Origin of the sequence: Pseudomonas sp. p50(2008) (genome assembly GCF_015351605.1) — a bacterium.
Classification (GTDB): domain Bacteria; phylum Pseudomonadota; class Gammaproteobacteria; order Pseudomonadales; family Pseudomonadaceae; genus Aquipseudomonas.
Genome location: NZ_JACMYF010000014.1, coordinates 78,063 through 94,461, shown reverse-complemented (window position 1 = coordinate 94,461; position 16,399 = coordinate 78,063). Strand labels below are relative to the sequence as shown.

At 56.6% G+C, this 16,399-nt stretch carries 14 protein-coding genes and 1 pseudogene; 6 read left to right on the top strand and 9 right to left on the bottom strand.

The window, feature by feature from the left end:
• Window positions 1-45 precede the first annotated feature (45 nt).
• The 7 genes from argR to acs all read right to left on the bottom strand — a co-directional run bounded on the left by argR (window position 46) and on the right by acs (window position 8,105).
• Window positions 46-1,026, bottom strand: a complete 981-nt coding sequence (gene argR / locus H7698_RS29500) for a transcriptional regulator ArgR (protein ID WP_162438699.1) — start codon at window positions 1,024-1,026, stop codon at window positions 46-48.
• A gap of 236 nt (window positions 1,027-1,262) precedes the next feature.
• Window positions 1,263-2,027 carry an ABC transporter ATP-binding protein gene (locus H7698_RS29495; RefSeq protein ID WP_162438698.1) on the bottom strand — a complete coding sequence of 255 codons (765 nt, stop codon included), beginning with the start codon at window positions 2,025-2,027 and terminating at the stop codon, window positions 1,263-1,265.
• 27 nt (window positions 2,028-2,054) lie between these two features.
• On the bottom strand, window positions 2,055-3,167 hold the full coding sequence (locus H7698_RS29490) for a M14 family metallopeptidase (protein WP_194693764.1): 1,113 nt from the start codon (window positions 3,165-3,167) through the stop codon (window positions 2,055-2,057).
• Window position 3,168: 1 nt separating this feature from the next.
• Entirely contained in the window at window positions 3,169-3,867 is a 699-nt protein-coding gene (locus H7698_RS29485) for an ABC transporter permease (protein WP_162438696.1), read from the bottom strand.
• Entirely contained in the window at window positions 3,864-4,553 is a 690-nt protein-coding gene (locus H7698_RS29480) for an ABC transporter permease (RefSeq protein WP_007951063.1), read from the bottom strand. The genes H7698_RS29485 and H7698_RS29480 overlap by 4 nt, the downstream gene beginning before the upstream one ends.
• A 91-nt stretch (window positions 4,554-4,644) precedes the next feature.
• Complete coding sequence (locus H7698_RS29475; protein ID WP_162438695.1) at window positions 4,645-5,418, bottom strand: ABC transporter substrate-binding protein; 774 nt, start codon at window positions 5,416-5,418, stop codon at window positions 4,645-4,647.
• Between the two features lie 731 nt (window positions 5,419-6,149).
• Window positions 6,150-8,105 carry an acetate--CoA ligase gene (gene acs, locus H7698_RS29470; RefSeq protein ID WP_162438694.1) on the bottom strand — a complete coding sequence of 652 codons (1,956 nt, stop codon included), beginning with the start codon at window positions 8,103-8,105 and terminating at the stop codon, window positions 6,150-6,152.
• 580 nt (window positions 8,106-8,685) lie between these two features.
• On the opposite strand from acs, the gene H7698_RS29465 reads away from it, so the two are divergent.
• The 4 genes and pseudogenes from H7698_RS29465 (at window position 8,686) to H7698_RS29450 (ending at window position 12,163) form a co-directional block, all read left to right on the top strand.
• On the top strand, window positions 8,686-8,949 hold the full coding sequence (locus H7698_RS29465) for a DUF2790 domain-containing protein (RefSeq protein WP_162438693.1): 264 nt from the start codon (window positions 8,686-8,688) through the stop codon (window positions 8,947-8,949).
• A 188-nt stretch (window positions 8,950-9,137) separates the two neighbouring features.
• Window positions 9,138-9,452 (top strand): hypothetical protein, encoded by a 315-nt coding sequence (locus H7698_RS29460; RefSeq protein WP_194693763.1) that lies wholly within the window; start codon window positions 9,138-9,140, stop codon window positions 9,450-9,452.
• Between the two features lie 517 nt (window positions 9,453-9,969).
• Window positions 9,970-11,220 carry a ribonucleotide-diphosphate reductase subunit beta gene (locus H7698_RS29455; RefSeq protein ID WP_028622416.1) on the top strand — a complete coding sequence of 417 codons (1,251 nt, stop codon included), beginning with the start codon at window positions 9,970-9,972 and terminating at the stop codon, window positions 11,218-11,220.
• A 409-nt stretch (window positions 11,221-11,629) separates the two neighbouring features.
• Window positions 11,630-12,163 (top strand): annotated as a pseudogene (locus H7698_RS29450) (BRO-N domain-containing protein).
• Between the two features lie 91 nt (window positions 12,164-12,254).
• Here the strand turns inward: H7698_RS29450 and H7698_RS29445 are convergent.
• The gene (locus H7698_RS29445; RefSeq protein WP_194693762.1) at window positions 12,255-13,415 is read right to left on the bottom strand and encodes an HNH endonuclease; all 1,161 of its coding nucleotides are present in this window, start codon (window positions 13,413-13,415) and stop codon (window positions 12,255-12,257) included.
• Window positions 13,416-13,619: 204 nt separating this feature from the next.
• Here H7698_RS29445 and H7698_RS29440 point away from each other — a divergent pair, with 204 nt between their 5' ends.
• Complete coding sequence (locus tag H7698_RS29440; protein ID WP_194693761.1) at window positions 13,620-14,609, top strand: hypothetical protein; 990 nt, start codon at window positions 13,620-13,622, stop codon at window positions 14,607-14,609.
• 76 nt (window positions 14,610-14,685) lie between these two features.
• Here H7698_RS29440 and H7698_RS29435 read toward each other — a convergent pair whose 3' ends face one another.
• Entirely contained in the window at window positions 14,686-15,501 is an 816-nt protein-coding gene (locus H7698_RS29435) for a sulfite exporter TauE/SafE family protein (RefSeq protein ID WP_194693760.1), read from the bottom strand.
• Between the two features lie 108 nt (window positions 15,502-15,609).
• On the opposite strand from H7698_RS29435, the gene H7698_RS29430 reads away from it, so the two are divergent.
• Window positions 15,610-16,377, top strand: a complete 768-nt coding sequence (locus H7698_RS29430) for an AraC family transcriptional regulator (RefSeq protein WP_194693759.1) — start codon at window positions 15,610-15,612, stop codon at window positions 16,375-16,377.
• Window positions 16,378-16,399: the final 22 nt, after the last annotated feature.

Genomic DNA, 16,399 nt, shown 5'->3' with positions numbered 1-16,399 from the left:
GCAAACAGGCCGTGGAAGTTACTCCATGGCCTTCTCCATTTGAGACTAACCGCGTTCTGAAGGCACCGACGACAATTCAAACGGGCTACTGCTGCGCCGCTGGTTGCGATCTTCCCGCGGCGTGGCGCCGAAGAAGTTGCGGTAGGCGCTGGAGAAATGCGGCCCCGAGGAGAAGCCACACGACAGGCCGATCTGGATGATCGACTTGCTGGTTTGCATCAACATCTGCCGGGCCTTGTTCAGGCGCAGTTCCAGGTAGTACTGGCTCGGCACACGGTTGAGGTATTGCTTGAAGATTCGCTCCAGTTGCCGACGGGACACGCACACGTGTTGAGCGATTTCGTCGGTGGTCAGTGGCTCTTCAATATTCGCTTCCATCAGCAACACCGCCTGGGTGAGCTTTGGATGGCTCGAGCCCAGGCGGTTCTGCAGTGGAATGCGCTGGCGTTCGCCGCCTTCGCGAATACGTTCGACCACCAATTCTTCGGAAACCGCACCCGCCAGTTCCGCACCGTGATCACGGGCCAATACCGCCAGCAACAAATCGAGCACCGAGAGCCCGCCACAAGCCGTCAGGCGATCGCGATCCCAATCGAACAGATGGCTGGTAGCGATCACTTTGGGGAAGCGCTCGGCGAAATCATCCTGCCAGCGCCAGTGCACGGCGGCGCGATAACCGTCGAGTAAACCGAGTTGCGCCAACGGATAAACCCCGGCGGACAAACCACCGATCACACAACCGGCTCGCACCAGTTGTTTCAGCGCACTGCTGAGCGCCGGCGCGAGTGTGGTCGGCGGCTCGTCGGCGAGCAGAAACAGTTTCTGGAAGTTTTCAAGCTTGCCGGCCCAGGGTTCGCCAGGCAATTGCCAGGCGCCTTCGGCAGGCGGTTCGGCCTGCAGGAACGACAGTTCGTAGACAACGTCCGGATGCACACGCTGGGCAACACGCAAGGCCTCCTCAGCCAGCGCAAGCGTCAGTGCTTTAGTGCTGGGCCAAATCAGGAAACCAATTCGATGGGCAGTCATGGCGGGCAATCCGAAACGAGGAACGTGATGAAGGCATGGGCCAATGCTAGCCCGTAAATGAACGCATATCTCAAAACCGATGGAGATCTAACTGTGGGAGCTGGCTTGCGCCCCCCCACTGTAGGAGCTGTCGAGTGAAACGAGGCTGCGATCTTTTGATCCTGATTGTTCAAATCGAAAGATCGCAGCCTCGTTTCACTCGACAGCTCCTACACGGTGCGCAACGGGAGTCCGGTTTACTTGAGGCTGCCCGAGAGGAACTGCTGCAAACGCTCGGACTGTGGATTGACCAGCACTTCGCGCGGGTCACCGCTTTCTTCGACGATGCCTTTATGCAGGAACACCAACTGGTTGGACACTTCACGGGCGAAGCCCATTTCGTGCGTCACCACCACCATGGTCCGGCCTTCCAGCGCCAGGGCCTGCATTACCTTCAACACGTCACCAACCAGTTCCGGGTCGAGGGCCGAAGTCGGTTCGTCGAACAGCATCACTTCCGGCTCCATCGCCAACGCACGGGCAATCGCCACACGCTGTTGTTCGCCACCGGACATGTGACCCGGATAGGCGTCCTTGCGATGCGCCACGCCCACCTTGTTCAGGTAGTGCTCGGCCTTCTCGCGGGCTTCGGCCTTGGACATGCCCAGTACGTGGACCGGCGCTTCCATGATGTTTTCCATCGCGGTCATGTGCGACCACAGATTGAAATGCTGGAACACCATCGACAGGCGCGAACGCATGCGCTGCAACTGTTTCGGATCGGCCGCTTTCATCGCGCCGTCCTTGTTCGCCACCAGTTTCAGCTCTTCGTTATTGAGCAGAATCCGGCCCGCGTGCGGCTGCTCGAGCAGGTTGATGCAGCGCAGGAAAGTACTTTTGCCGGAGCCACTGGAGCCGATGATGCTGATCACATCGCCAGCCGCCGCTTTCAGGGACACGCCCTTGAGCACTTCGTGACTGCCATAGCGTTTATGCAGGTCTTGGACTTCAAGTTTGTACATGCGGTCGGTTCTCACAAAAACAGTCAGTCAGTCGTTGAGCAAGCGCCCGTGACGCAGCGCTTCGCGCCCCGCCACCTTGGCCAGCCAGAAACCGGGTTGGGCATAACGCAGCCGTTCAATGGCAAACAGCACCCCGGACGTACCAGCACACACCGTGCTGACCCGATCCGATAACGGATCGATCACTTCGAAAATTTCATCACCGGCATCGACCCACTCGCCGGGCCGGCGCAAAAAGCTGATCACCCCAGGGTGCGGCGCGAACAACAATTCGGTGCCTTCGAACGGCATGCCTTCGCACGCCTCCTGAGCAGGCGCTGGCCACTCACCGCTGATCAAACCCTGCTCGGCGAGGAACGCCAGAATGCCTTCAGCATAAGCCTCAGCGTCCGCGCGACCGGTGTCGGCCTGACCACCCAGTTCAATGGTAGTCGCCAGACAGGCCAGTGGAATCTGCGCATCCGGGAACAATCGAGAGAGGCGCAACCAGGGCAGCGAGCAGGCTTCGTCAAACGAACTGCCGCCGGAATCTTCCGCCAACAGCCCCACCTTCACACCCAGGTGCGCGGCCAGCGAGCGCCATTGCGGCCAATGCTGCGGCAGGGCATACATGTGCAGCGCCGCTTCGGCATCGCAATGCAAATCCAGCACGACATCGGCCGTGCAGGCATGGCTGAGCAAGACACGCTGCATGCCTTGCAACTGACTCGCTGCCGGCGGCAAGGCGGCCAGCGCATCGCTCATGGCCTGACGAATCAATTGAATATTGGCGTGCGGATCATCCCCCAGACGCCCCGCCAGCTCAGCGGCCACGGGCGCACTCAGCTCGACGAAATCGCGGTTGAAGTTCTTGCCGCTGCCCGCCTCGAAACGGCCCTGATGATTGCCTTGAAGCAACTGACCCAGCCCTAGTGGATTGGCCACCGGCACCAGTTCGATCACCCCGTTCAGCAAGCCTTGGGCTTCGAGTTCGGCGAGGCGCTTTTTCAGCTCCCAGGCGGTGCGCATGCCCGGCAGTTCATCGGCATGCAAGCTGGCCTGGATGTAGGCCTTGCGTTCTCCTGTTCCGAAACGGAATACCGAAATCTGGCGTTCGCTGCCCAGGTGGCTCCAGGGTAATGAATGATCGATGCGTTCCATATTAGTGCTTCCGCGGGGCCATGTAGCCCAGCCAGCGGCGCTCGGCCATTTTGAACAGGCGCACCAGAATGAACGTCAGGCACAGGTAGAAAACACCGGCAGTAATGTAAGCCTCGAACGGCAGGTAGTACTGGGCGTTCACAGTGCGCGCGGCACCGGTGATGTCGATGAGGGTCACGATGGACGCCAGACTGGTGGTCTGCAGCATCATGATCACTTCGTTGCTGTATTGCGGTAGCGCCCGGCGCAGGGCCGACGGCAGCAGGATGCGCTTGTACAGTTTGTAGCGCGACATCCCCATCGCCTTGGCGGCTTCAATCTCGCCGTTCGGCGTGGCCCGCAGGCTGCCGGCAATGATTTCGGCGGTGTAGGCGCTGGTGTTGATCGCAAACGCCAGGCACGCACAGAACGTCGCGCTGGACAGCCACGGCCACAGGAAGCTTTCACGCACCGCTTCGAACTGCGCCAGCCCGTAGTAGATCAGGAACAGTTGCACCAGCATCGGCGTGCCGCGGATCACGTAGGTGTAGAGCCACGCCGTCATGTTGACGGCCGCGTTCTTGGAGACGCGCATCAAGCCCAGCGGCAACGCGCACAGCAGGCCGAAAAACAGCGACAGCCCGAGCAGTTTGAGGGTGGTCACCAGGCCGCCGAGGTACAGCGGCAAGGCCTCCCAAATGACGTTGTAGTCGAAGATCATAGATCAGCCGCCCTTACGCCTACCGAGTAGCGCTTCTCAAGGTGACGCAATGCCAGCAACGAGACACTGGTGATGACCAGGTACATCGCCGCCACTGCGAGGAAGAAGGTGAAAGGCTCGCGAGTGGCATCTGCCGCCTGCTTGGCCTTGAACATCATGTCTTGCAGACCCACCACCGAAATCAGCGCGGTGGCCTTGGTCAGTACCAGCCAGTTGTTGGTGAAACCCGGAATCGCCAGACGAATCATCTGCGGGACCAACACCCGGAAGAACACTTGGAAACTGCTCATGCCGTACGCCATACCGGCTTCCGCCTGACCTTTGGGGATCGCCATGAACGCGCCGCGGAAGGTTTCCGACAGGTACGCACCGAAGATGAAGCCCAGGGTGCCGATACCGGCGGCCAACGGGTTCAGGTCGATGTAGTCGTCATAGCCGAGCATCGGCGCCACGCGGTTGAGCAGGTCCTGACCACCGTAGAAAATCAGCAGGATCAGCACCAGGTCAGGAATACCGCGGATCACCGTGGAATACAGGTCGCCCAGCCAGGCCAGCCAGCGCACCGGAGACAGACGCAACGCAACGCCGATCAGACCCAGAACGATGGCCAGGGCCATGGACGACAAGGCGAGCTGAAGCGTCAGCCATGCGCCATCGAGGATGACAGCCCCGTAGCCTTTCAACATGATTCAGGTCCTCGAAAGTTGGGATGAAAAAATGGCGCAAACCTCAGAGATCCTGTTGCTTGCGCCATTTCGGACTTGCCGCCTGGACGTGTTACTTGCCGTAGATGTCGAAGGCGAAGTACTTGTCCTGGATTTGCTTGTACTTGCCGTTCTCGCGAATGGCCGTGATCGCAGTGTTGATCTTGTCTTTCAGCGCGTCACCCTTGCGTACAGCGATGCCGACGCCGTCGCCGAAGTATTTGACGTCGGTGAAGGCCGGGCCGACAAACGCGAAACCTTTGCCAGCGTCGGTTTTCAGGAAACCGTCGTCCAGCAAGGTGGCGTCAGCCACGGTACCGTCGAGGCGACCGGCAGCCACGTCGAGGTAGATTTCGTTCTGCGAACCGTACGGCTTGATTTCAGCACCCAGCGGGGCCAGGACTTCACGAGCGAAACGTTCGTGGATCGAACCACGTTGCACGCCGATGTTCTTGCCCTTGAGCTCGGTCAGGCCTTCGCTGACCTGAGTGCCGGCCTTCATGACCAGGCGAGCCGGAGTGTTGTAGTACTTGTTGGTGAAATCCACGGATTTCTTGCGATCTTCAGTGATCGACATGGACGACAGGATCGCGTCGATCTTGCGTACCTTCAAGGCCGGGATCAGACCGTCGAACTCTTGCTCGACCCACACACATTTGACCTGCATCTGCTCGCACAGAGCGTTGCCGATGTCGTAGTCGAAACCAACGATGCTGCCGTCCGGTGCTTTGGAAGCGAACGGAGGGTAAGCCGCTTCGATACCAATTTTCAGAGGCTTTTCATCGGCGAAGGTTGGCAGGGACAGCACGGACAGTGCCAGGGCGCCAAGCAGCACGAGTTTCTTCATCTTGGGACTCCATCGGTAAAGGGCTAAAAGGCAGAGTGAGCGACAGCCCAATATGCGAGTGAGTAAAACCGGAAAGCGATTGCTGCGTCTTGTGTAACACACGTTATTTTCAACGCACGCAACGACGAGCGAGTGATCGGCATTCTAACGACAGGCCCGAAGCCGATATTTCTTCAATGCGACAACAAATTACAGAAGCACCGAGAAAGCCGTTTGGGCACGTTGACAGCCCTGCATTTTCATGCAGGAGCAAAAGACAGTGAACCGATCCATGCTGCAAATTGCGGGCCTATTATTGGCAAACCCTTCTAATCCGGCAAGCGTAGCGTTGTGTCTTATTTTTCAGAGGGGCTGGAGACGCCCAAGGATGGGGCTTTACGTTTCTCAATGCCCCGTATCGGCGCGAGCGGTTACACATTTAGTTACTTGAATGGGTTCGGGTAACAGTGGGAAAAGGATGACAGGGGATGCCGATAATTATTGGCTGATGTTTATTTAGCACGGGGTGCTGGCCTCGACCTGTAGCAGCTGGCGAAGCCTGCGTTCGGCTGCGAAGCAGTCGTGAAATCTGGTCGTACAGTTTTGCCTGACACACCGCATATACCGAATTTACGACTGCTTCGCAGCCGAACGCAGGCTTCGCCAGCTGCTACAGGTCGAGGCGGGACCAGACAATAAAAAAGCCCCGCCAGACAAACACCCGACGGGGCTTCGATGACTCCAAAAGCTATTTACGCCACATTCATCGTCTTATGCGTATCAATCAAATGCTGCACCACACCCGGGTCCGCCAGGGTCGAGATATCACCCAACCCATCGTACTCAGCCGTCGCAATCTTGCGCAGAATCCGGCGCATGATCTTGCCCGAACGCGTCTTCGGCAGCCCCGGTGCCCACTGGATCACATCCGGTGAAGCAATCGGCCCGATCTCTTTACGCACCCAGTTCTTCAACTCCAGACGCAGCTGCTCGGTCGGTTCTTCACCATTTTTCAGGGTGACGTAGACATAAATGCCCTGCCCCTTGATGTCGTGCGGCACACCGACCACGGCAGCCTCGGCGACTTTCGGGTGCGCAACCATTGCGCTCTCGATCTCGGCGGTGCCCATACGGTGGCCGGAAACGTTCAGCACGTCGTCCACGCGCCCCGTGATCCAGTAGTAACCATCTTCGTCACGTCGCGCACCGTCACCGGTGAAGTACATGCCGCGGAAGGTCTTGAAGTAGGTGTCGACGAAGCGGTCATGATCGCCATACAGCGTACGCGCCTGGCCTGGCCACGAATCGAGAATGACCAGGTTGCCCTCGGCCACGCCTTCGATGATGTTGCCCAGGTTATCGACCAACGCTGGTACGACGCCAAAGAATGGACGTGCCGCCGAACCCGGCTTGAGGGCGTGAGCGCCGGGCAGCGGGCTCATCATGTTGCCGCCGGTTTCGGTCTGCCACCAGGTATCGACGATCGGGCAACGGGATTTGCCGACGTTCTTGTAGTACCAGTCCCAGGCTTCCGGGTTGATTGGCTCACCCACCGAACCGAGCAGACGCAGGCTGCTGCCGTCAGCGCCTTCAACCGCTGCAGTGCCAGCCGCCATCATCGCGCGGATGGCGGTCGGTGCGGTGTAGAGGATGTTGACCTTGTGCTTGTCGACGATCTTCGCCACCCGAGTGATGTCCGGGTAGTTCGGCACGCCTTCGAACAGCAACGTGGTCGCGCCGTTGGCCAATGGGCCGTAGACGATATAGCTGTGGCCAGTGACCCAGCCGACGTCGGCGGTGCACCAGTAGACTTCACCGGGACGGTAGTCGAACACGCGCTCATGGGTCATCGCCGCGTACAACAGGTAACCGGCGGTGGTGTGCTGCACGCCCTTCGGCTTGCCCGTGGAACCGGAGGTGTAGAGGATGAACAGGGCTTCTTCGGCACCCATCTCTTTCGGCGCGCAGACACTGCCCGCCACTTTCATCAGGTCTTCGAACCAGATGTCGCGATGCTGGTTCCACTTGATGTCGCCGCCGGTGCGCTTGCACACGATGACTTTCTGAATGCTGCTGGTTTCCGGGTTGGTCAGCGCGTCGTCGACGTTGGACTTGAGCGGGATTTTCTTGCCCGCACGAATGCCTTCGTCCGCAGTGATCACCACTTTGGAGCGGCAGTCGATGATGCGACCGGCCAGGGCTTCCGGCGAGAAACCACCGAACACCACCGAGTGAATCGCGCCGATCCGGGTGCAGGCCAGCATGGCGACCACAGCTTCAGGGATCATCGGCATATAGATAGTCACCACGTCGCCGCGGTGCACATCCTGGCCGCGCAGGGCGTTGGCAAACTTGCAGACTTGTTCGTGCAGCTCGCGGTAGGTGATGTTGCGGCTTTCGGAAGGGTCATCCCCTTCCCAAATGATCGCGATTTGATCGCCGCGCTCAGCCAGATGACGGTCGAGGCAGTTGTAGGAAACGTTCAGGGTGCCATCGGCAAACCATTTGATATCAACGTGGTGATCGTCAAAGGAAGTCTGCTTCACCGTGGTGAAAGGCTTGATCCAGTCGAGGCGCTTGGCTTGCTCGCGCCAGAAGCCGTCCGGGTTGACGACCGACTGCTGGTACATGGCTTTGTAGGTTGCCTCGTCGGTCAGCGTGTTGGCTGCTACCTCGGGACGAACGGGATACAGGGAAGCCGCACTCATCTTTCTTACCTCGGTGAAATAGTTGTTTTTGTATGACCCTGTTGTAGCCGGGCCAGCCGTATAGAACCATTCGACGATGGTAGTAACAAGCCCCTACAAATTATCGTGATAAGCCTCAAACGCCCGCCACGACGCCTGTAGGAGCAGGGTTTGCCCTCGAATGCGATATCACTGAAAACTTAAACCTGAAGATCAACAACGCTCACCTTGTAGCAGCTGGCGAAGCCTGCGTCCGGCTGCGAAGCAGTCGTGAAATCTGATAGCGCAGTTTCGCCTGACACACCGCATGCCCCGAAATGACGACTGCTTCGCAGCCGGACGCAGGCTTCGCCAGCGGCTACAAGTCGTGTGTTACCGCTGGGAAACACCGATTGTTACGAAATCTGTCAAAGGTGTTTATCAAAACCCCACCTATATGAATTCACCCCCCGCGCCTAAAATCCAACTCGCCAACCAGGCAAGTGATTAACCCAGTTGCAGCCCCCACGAAGGCAGTTAATCCAAGACTCTTGTTAAAGCTCCGCACGCAACCCCAAAAAGGTTGCGTGACCCCATTCGACCTCTAAAAGGTAAATTTGAAATGAAAGCTTTATTAGTTCTGGCCCTCTCCAGTCTGTGCGTAACCGCCATGGCAGACGAGGTCCCGACTGATGTCGCACAGCAAAAACCGGCCATCGAGGAATACACTTACTCCACTCACCTGGACATCGCCAAAGTTGTCTCCATGAGTGAAATCCCCAATGTGTGCGAAGTGGTTCCAATGAAAATGGAATACGACGACTCCACCGGTCAACGCCACATCCTGCGTTACAGCGTCATGGGTAACGGCTGCTCCAACGGCTGATCACCCGCTCCCCCTTTATACGGTTTGACCCGTCCGCCCGTTATTACAGGCAGATGAAGCGCTAAACCGTATAGATCGATTTATACGATTGTTTTAAGCATTTATTTGCGCTTTTTAATCGATTTATCAAGCGTAGTATGAATTCCACACCCAAGGCACAAAACGCCAACGAACCTGGAGCCACTCCCATGAAAACCAAACTGATCCTCGCCCTGACCCTGTCTGTACTGGCCGCAAACACCTTTGCCGCCGACGGTTATGACCGCACCGGCTCGGCCACTTTCACCCACGAAGCAGCCGTCGCTGCAGATGGTTACGACCATACCGGTTCAGCGTCTTTCGCTGCCGATGGTTCGGATCACGTCGGTGTAGGCAAACTGGCTTCTGATGGGTTTGATCGTACCGGCGCCGCCAAAGTCGCTGCCGACGGTTTCGATCACACCGGTGCCGCGAAAGTCGCAGCCGATGGTGCCGATCACGTTGGTGCCGCTCGCTACAGCTGATCCTATAGCGTGACTTTACAGCCCGACCTCGGTCGGGCTTAGTTGTGTCCAGGGCTATCGAAAAACGCCTTTAAACACAAGATGTAGTGAAAAAGACGATTTTCTGTCTATTTTTTGAACAAAAAATCAGCACGTCAAAATTTAAGAAAAAAAATCTTCAGCCGCGTTATCCAGCCAAAGCCCTGTAAAGCCTCGCTCTGACCGAAAATCCCTCCGTCTCGACCGCTCCATGCGCGGATTCGCCCCACCACGGCCGCAAAAATTTCCCTATAATGCCGGCTTAAACGGGCCTGCAATATCCCCTTACAGGGGTCAAAAGCCAGTCTGAAGTCCACGCAGAACTGTTCACGCAATCTGCGTCCGTCAGCGGCTTCGGTATTCCCGTACAAAATTCTGTTTGATGCCTGCGTATAGCTGCTGCAAAAAACGATATTCCTTTAGATCCAACGCGGTCAGACCCGACCGTGTGAAAAACCATCACACGGGCATCTGGCCCTCACGCAGGAGACGACACGTCATGCTGAGCTGGGACGAATTCGACAAAGAAGACAGCGCCGAAACCGTGGTCAAAGGCGCCAACGCCGGCCACGCGACTGAAGCCAACATGGACCGCCTCGACACCGCAGGTGGTGTTGCTGCTCAAGAAGCTCGCGCTGTGACCGCGTCCGACTCCGCCGCCATCGCTCGCGCCAAGGCCGCCCTGGACAACCTCGACATCGCCGAAGGCCTCGCCGAACTCGAAGGCGCCTCCGCCCGTGTGGCCGTCGACGAAAAGCGCATGATCAACTGCCGCGCCGACCTCAACCAACTCGTACCTTTCAAGTACGACTGGGCCTGGCAGAAGTACCTGGACGGTTGCGCAAACCACTGGATGCCGCAAGAAGTCAACATGACCGCCGACATCGCCCTCTGGAAAGACCCGGAAGGCCTGACCGACGACGAGCGCCGCATCGTGATGCGCAACCTCGGCTTCTTCTCCACCGCCGACTCCCTGGTTGCCAACAACCTGGTCCTGGCCGTGTACCGCCTGATCACCAACCCGGAATGCCGCCAGTACATCCTGCGCCAGGCGTTCGAAGAGGCGATCCACACCCACGCCTACCAGTACTGCATCGAATCGCTGGCCATGGATGAAGGCGAGATCTTCAACATGTATCACGAGATCCCGTCGGTCGCGAAAAAAGCCACCTGGGGCCTCAAGTACACCCGTTCGATCTCCGATCCGAAGTTCGAAACCGGCACCGTCGAAACCGACAAAGAACTGCTGCGCAACCTGATCGCCTACTACTGCGTTCTGGAAGGCATCTTCTTCTACTGCGGCTTCACCCAGATCCTCTCCATGGGCCGTCGCAACAAAATGACCGGCGTCGCCGAGCAGTTCCAGTACATCCTGCGCGACGAATCCATGCACCTGAACTTCGGCATCGACGTGATCAACCAGATCAAAATCGAAAACCCGCACTTGTGGGACGCCGAAATGAAGGAAGAAGCTTCGCAGATGATTTTGCAAGGCACGCAGCTGGAAATCGAATACGCACGCGACACCATGCCTCGCGGCGTGCTGGGCATGAACGCAGCGATGATGGAGGACTACCTGAAGTTCATCGCTAACCGTCGTTTGAGCCAGATTGGTTTGAAGGAAGAGTATCCAGGGACGACTAACCCGTTCCCTTGGATGAGCGAGATTATGGACTTGAAGAAAGAGAAGAATTTCTTTGAGACGCGGGTTATTGAGTATCAGACTGGTGGGGCGTTGAGCTGGGATTGATGGCTGAGTTCGCCACGATTTAACGATTTGAATCTGAATCATTAAATCAAACATCTGAAAGCCCCGATCTTATCGGGGCTTTTTTATTGCGTAGGAAAAAGCTTACCTACGCTCTCAATTGTTGCTAAACCTCCCACAGCAATTTCAGCTTCGTCCGTATTGATGACCAATTAATGCGTCGTTAAGCTCTGTTACAGGTGCCTAAGAAACGCCCAACGTAGAAGCTGCTCACTGACTCAAAATCGCGCACGTCTCGAAGACACGTGTGCGACATTTTGTTTGTAGTGAATGCTTGTTGGGATTTTCTTCAATCCTCTACGTCGGGTTTGGCCCTATCCAAAACAAACGTAGAGGTAATGGAAGATGCCCATATCGACTCCCCTCCGCTTCTCCATCTCGGAGATCGGTCATGCTTGATCCATTCATACCAACGGTATTCACCCGCCATCACCTTCGTCTCCACGCCCTTCTCCTAGAAAACCAACCGTGGTTGTGTGCTCGTGATCTGGGTCGGTTAATGGGCTTTCATCTCAGTGATCGTGCAGTCAACAAGTTGGACGAGGATCAGCGGCATATGTTGTTGATTAACTAAAACGGCAAGCTTGAGAACCTACTGATGATTAGCGAGTCCGGTGCGTATGCCTTGTTGGTGTATCACTACGTGCCGGGAAATCGGTTGTTGCGTGAGTGGTTGACCCATCAGGTGGTGCCGGCCCTGCGCGATGCAGGGCAGTCAAACAATACCGATCGGCCCATGTTGAGTTTGCTGGATTGGCCGGAGATGTCGCTGAGCTTGTTGCATTGGCAGAATGAGGGTTGGATTCGGCTGCGGGACATGCCTTATCTATTGCTCAATCGCACGCGGCGACGGGTGCCGGCGGTTAAGCCTTGGTGGCGTAGGGTCTTAGAGGCGTTTGATGTTTCGAACCATTCGGTTGGTTAGACCTCGTAGAATCGATGGAAACAAGCACCGCAGTTTTCTGTAGGCATACAGCCCACTTCGTATCGCCAGAGGGTTTTCACCCTCGGCGATATTACGAGTTTAGGGGCACTCTTGAGATGAAGGCCGGTAGCCTTAGCGCATCGCTCGATAAACGTTCAATTACTTTCAACCTTTGCTTCAATCTTTCATTCATCGATGTTCCGTGCACGCCAGAATGAATCTCCCGATGGCAGCTTGGGCATACAGCCCCTACATAGCGCGGGTGATCTAGTCCCCCATCTGAGAGCCGATTTACGTGATGTGGCTCTAAGTAAGGCGTGCCGTCCTTTTTCATAAAAGGAGCGGGCCTCTCACAGCTCTCGCATGCACCCGCGGCACGCATCAACACATAGTGTGCAACCTTCCGGCTGCGCTGATAGATCTTACGCGGAGCAGATTGTCCTAAATCATCTTTGCTCGGCTTACATGCAGCCAACGCAGCCAACCGCGCAGCAGCCAGAGACCCGTAAAGGTCAGCCTCATCTTCATCCTGGACTTCAGCTTCAATTATTTCACCAGGAATGCCCACAGGAACTAACCGAAAAACAATCGCAGTCCGATTCTGGCCGCTCACGTCCGGCTGGGTCCGCTCATACATGTCGGCGCAAGAAAACTCACCCATGTATTCGTTGCCTTTTCCTTTGCCCAGGGACTTAAACAAGTGCAGCGCTCGACCATCCTCAGCATGGTCCGCAATGGCTCGATTGCCACGGATAAAAGTCATCGGCCCGCGTTGTCCTTCACCGGTATAAAGGTAGGCGCTTTTGTCTTCGTTCCAGTCGTCGGCATACCCGTATTGCTCACCACTATCTCCCGTGAACAAAAATATCGCAGGATAGGTAGCGGACGCGGCAATGCCGCTTTGTAGGCTTCCACCGAACGGCCCATTGATCTCAGTTTTTCGGTCGTAAACGGCCCCCGGCGTGAACTGCAATACGGGCTCGCCCTCCCCGCGCGGTAACTCCACAATAGTGAAGCCTCGCTTTTCTAGGTAGCTGTTGGTCGGGCGTCCACCTGAGAATTCGCCTACGGCAATGCCGGTCGCCAAAGAGAGGATTTTCTTCGCCGGATACAGTTCAACACCCGCGTGAATGGCATAACGGTGGGCTAGGTTATTTTCCCAGCCCTGCCACTCACGCCTACTCCTATATTTACGATCAAACTCCAGCATCGCGTTGTCTATTCGTTCCTTCGAAACCGCTTTGATCGCCACGAGCGCTGCCCTTAATCGACATTTGCCGTAGGAAAATTCCTACAACCGCCAAAGTACCAAAGGGTTGCAATACGTAACAGGGCGAAAAGCCCCTATTTCTAAATGCTGAAGAGCTTTTCAACTCTCTGATTGATTCAGCACGTGCGCGATGACTCGCTACCCGCTATTAATACTCTCCCACTTCTCAAGGACCCTAGCCCCACCATGAAATTCGACCTCGCCTACTGCCTCAGCCTCGACGACAAGCTGTCGATCTATGACGTGCGCGATTTGAATTTCGACGAGACCATGGCGTTCGATTCTGCGAAAGAACATTTCCAATGCCCCAATGACGCCTGCAGGGCGGCGTTCGATGCCGCAAATGTGTTGACGACGTTCAACGCCAAAAACGTGAATTACGTTCGCACCCCGCATTTCAAAAATACGCCAAGCACCCGGCATGTTGCGGACTGCCCTTATGTCAGTCTCAAATCGCCGGCGCCTGGAGTGGACGCGGATGGGGTGGAAACGGATGACAGTCGAGAGGAGCATTTCCCGTCGGAGTTGTTGCTGACTCGACGTGAGTATGTGCGCAAGCCTTCGAACACGACGGTGGTGGCGGATGTAGTTCGTGAGGAGCCGAAACCGTATTTAGCCGCAGGAGATATCGAAAAACCTGCCCACGACTCCGCGCCAGACAAGACCAGCATCTTCGCCCATCCAGTGGAGTGTTTCGTCTCGAACTTCGAAGACAAAGACCTGCTCAAGCGCATGCCTTTGAAGATTGGCGAGCACACGGCGCCCTACGGTTCATTCTTCAAGAAGATCGAATACCTGACGGATAACAAAGGGCTGATTTACTGGGGCAAGATCAAGGAGATCAAGGACTACACCCAGAGTTTTCGCATCGATTTCGAGCAGAAGGTCTGGTTCAAGCAAGCGGACGAGGCGAAGAAAAAGCCGTACTCAGTCAATGTGTACTTGAGCAAAAAGCTGATCGACAACTACCGCAAGCGCAAAGCGTTTCTGGAAGAGATCAAGCACGCCATCGAGAGTGGGAAGGACTTGTATTGCTTCTTTTATGGCGTGACGCCGGAGTTGAAACAGGTGCCGAGCAAGAAGAACCCCGAGCAGACGTTCGGGGTGTTCAGTGCGAATATCGAGAACCTGGATCACTTCATTATTCGGGAAGCGCCGGGGTTGGCGCCGCAGTGATCAGCTTTGTTGGAGTTGTCGCTCAGTCTTTTTGACCTTTAATGCCTCTGAGGAAGTCGTTCGCGTACTCATCCGGCTAGCTGAAGCACATGCTCAGCAGGACCAACATTAACAAACCAACATAAACCCGCGCATGCACCCGATCCGGAATACGACCGATCCATGGCGTAGCCAATCGAATGCCCAATAACGACCCCATCGTCAAAACCGCAAACGCCAGCAGATCCACATAGCCGATGAACCACGCCCCCAGATCAAACTCGGTGAACCCCGCCATCCCCATGTAAGTTAGCGTTCCTGCCACTGCCACGGGCAGGCTCAGCGGATTCGCCATGGACGTCGCCTGGGTCATGCTCAACCCGAAGCGCCGCAATAACGGCACAGTCATGACGCTACCGCCTACGCCAAGAAACGTAGCAATAGCGCCGATTCCTACACCTCCACCAGAAACTTCCGCCCTCCCCAATCGACGTGGACTTTCGTTATCGGTTTGCGTAAGAAATCCACGTCTGAGCAGGCAATCCAGAATGGTTACGCCCAGGTAGGCGATGAAGGCATAGCGAATCACCTCGCCACTGACCCACATCGCCGCGATCGCGCCAACGACTGCACCCACTCCGATGTACCCGCCCAACGGCCACAAGTAGTCTCGGATCAGATTGCCGGCGCGACGGTGTTTTGCGGTGGCAACCAGTGCGTTGACGATCATGACGCAGGTCGAGGTAGCGACAGCAATGTGCATCGCCGATTGGCCGATGGAGTCGCCTGCACCGTTGCTGGTCATAAGCATGCGGTACAGCAATGGCACGACGACGAAGCCGCCGCCAAAGCCAAACAGCACCGCGGTAGCGCCCGTCATGCAGCCGAAAAGTGTCAGCAGTAAATAGAACATCGCGTGTCGTCCGCTGGTTGGGGGGATGACGATAAACCGGCCGGGGTTGGCTCGCTTCAGCAAGCCAGCCAATAATGTTTGCGTTTACGCCAATCGCCGGATGTCTCAATGCACAACGTTTCAATTGATCTGCTGGATGACACGCCGCGACCCGTGGTAGCGACCGGTTCGGATTATTCCTACGGGCATCTGTTACCCCGCCATACGCACCGGCGCGCACAACTGTTGTATGGGGCAACCGGAGTGATGCAGGTGAGTACGCACGACGGCAACTGGGTCGTGCCGCCGCAGCGTGCGGTGTGGATACCAGCGGGCATTGCCCATGAAGTGGTGATGTTAGGGGTGAGCACCCGCAGCCTTTACGTCGAGCCGGGGACTGTCGACCTGGGGAGTCGTTGTCAGGTGATCAATGTTTCGCCGTTGATGCGGCATTTACTGATGGAGGCGGTGGAGATTCCATTAACGTACGACGAGGCCGGGCGCGATGGAGCGCTGATCGATTTGCTGCTGCACGAACTGGCACGCAGTACTCATTTACCGCTGCACATTCCGTTGCCTGTGGACGCCCGGCTCCTCCGGTTGTGCCAAGGTTTCGTGCAGCATCCCGATGCACACCAGTCGCCGCAGCAGTGGGCTGATCATTTGCATACCAGTCTGCGCACGTTCAATCGTCTTTTTCGCCAGCAGACCGGCTTGAGTTTCAGTCAGTGGCGACAGCGCGCCTGCGTGGTGTTAGCACTGGCGCGGTTGGCGGAAGGTGAACCCGTAACGCGGATTGCGCTGGACTTCGGTTACGACAGCCCCGCAGCGTTCTCAACAATGTTCCGCCGCGTCCTGGGACAGGCGCCGTCCGTCTGGTTGAACGAGACGAAATAGGAAAATCGAAAAAATCAATTTG

Bases quoted from the DNA above. Each gene is read 5' to 3' on its own strand.
- H7698_RS29465 (WP_162438693.1), top strand. From the start codon at position 8,686: ATGAAAGCTTTATTAGTTCTGGCCCTCTCCAGTCTGTGCGTAACCGCC.
- H7698_RS29475 (WP_162438695.1), bottom strand. From the start codon at position 5,418: ATGAAGAAACTCGTGCTGCTTGGCGCCCTGGCACTGTCCGTGCTGTCC.
- H7698_RS29480 (WP_007951063.1), bottom strand. From the start codon at position 4,553: ATGTTGAAAGGCTACGGGGCTGTCATCCTCGATGGCGCATGGCTGACG.
- H7698_RS29440 (WP_194693761.1), top strand. From the start codon at position 13,620: ATGAAATTCGACCTCGCCTACTGCCTCAGCCTCGACGACAAGCTGTCG.
- H7698_RS29435 (WP_194693760.1), bottom strand. From the start codon at position 15,501: ATGTTCTATTTACTGCTGACACTTTTCGGCTGCATGACGGGCGCTACC.
- H7698_RS29460 (WP_194693763.1), top strand. From the start codon at position 9,138: ATGAAAACCAAACTGATCCTCGCCCTGACCCTGTCTGTACTGGCCGCA.
- argR (WP_162438699.1), bottom strand. From the start codon at position 1,026: ATGACTGCCCATCGAATTGGTTTCCTGATTTGGCCCAGCACTAAAGCA.
- H7698_RS29485 (WP_162438696.1), bottom strand. From the start codon at position 3,867: ATGATCTTCGACTACAACGTCATTTGGGAGGCCTTGCCGCTGTACCTC.
- H7698_RS29430 (WP_194693759.1), top strand. From the start codon at position 15,610: ATGCACAACGTTTCAATTGATCTGCTGGATGACACGCCGCGACCCGTG.
- H7698_RS29495 (WP_162438698.1), bottom strand. From the start codon at position 2,027: ATGTACAAACTTGAAGTCCAAGACCTGCATAAACGCTATGGCAGTCAC.
- acs (WP_162438694.1), bottom strand. From the start codon at position 8,105: ATGAGTGCGGCTTCCCTGTATCCCGTTCGTCCCGAGGTAGCAGCCAAC.
- H7698_RS29455 (WP_028622416.1), top strand. From the start codon at position 9,970: ATGCTGAGCTGGGACGAATTCGACAAAGAAGACAGCGCCGAAACCGTG.
- H7698_RS29490 (WP_194693764.1), bottom strand. From the start codon at position 3,167: ATGGAACGCATCGATCATTCATTACCCTGGAGCCACCTGGGCAGCGAA.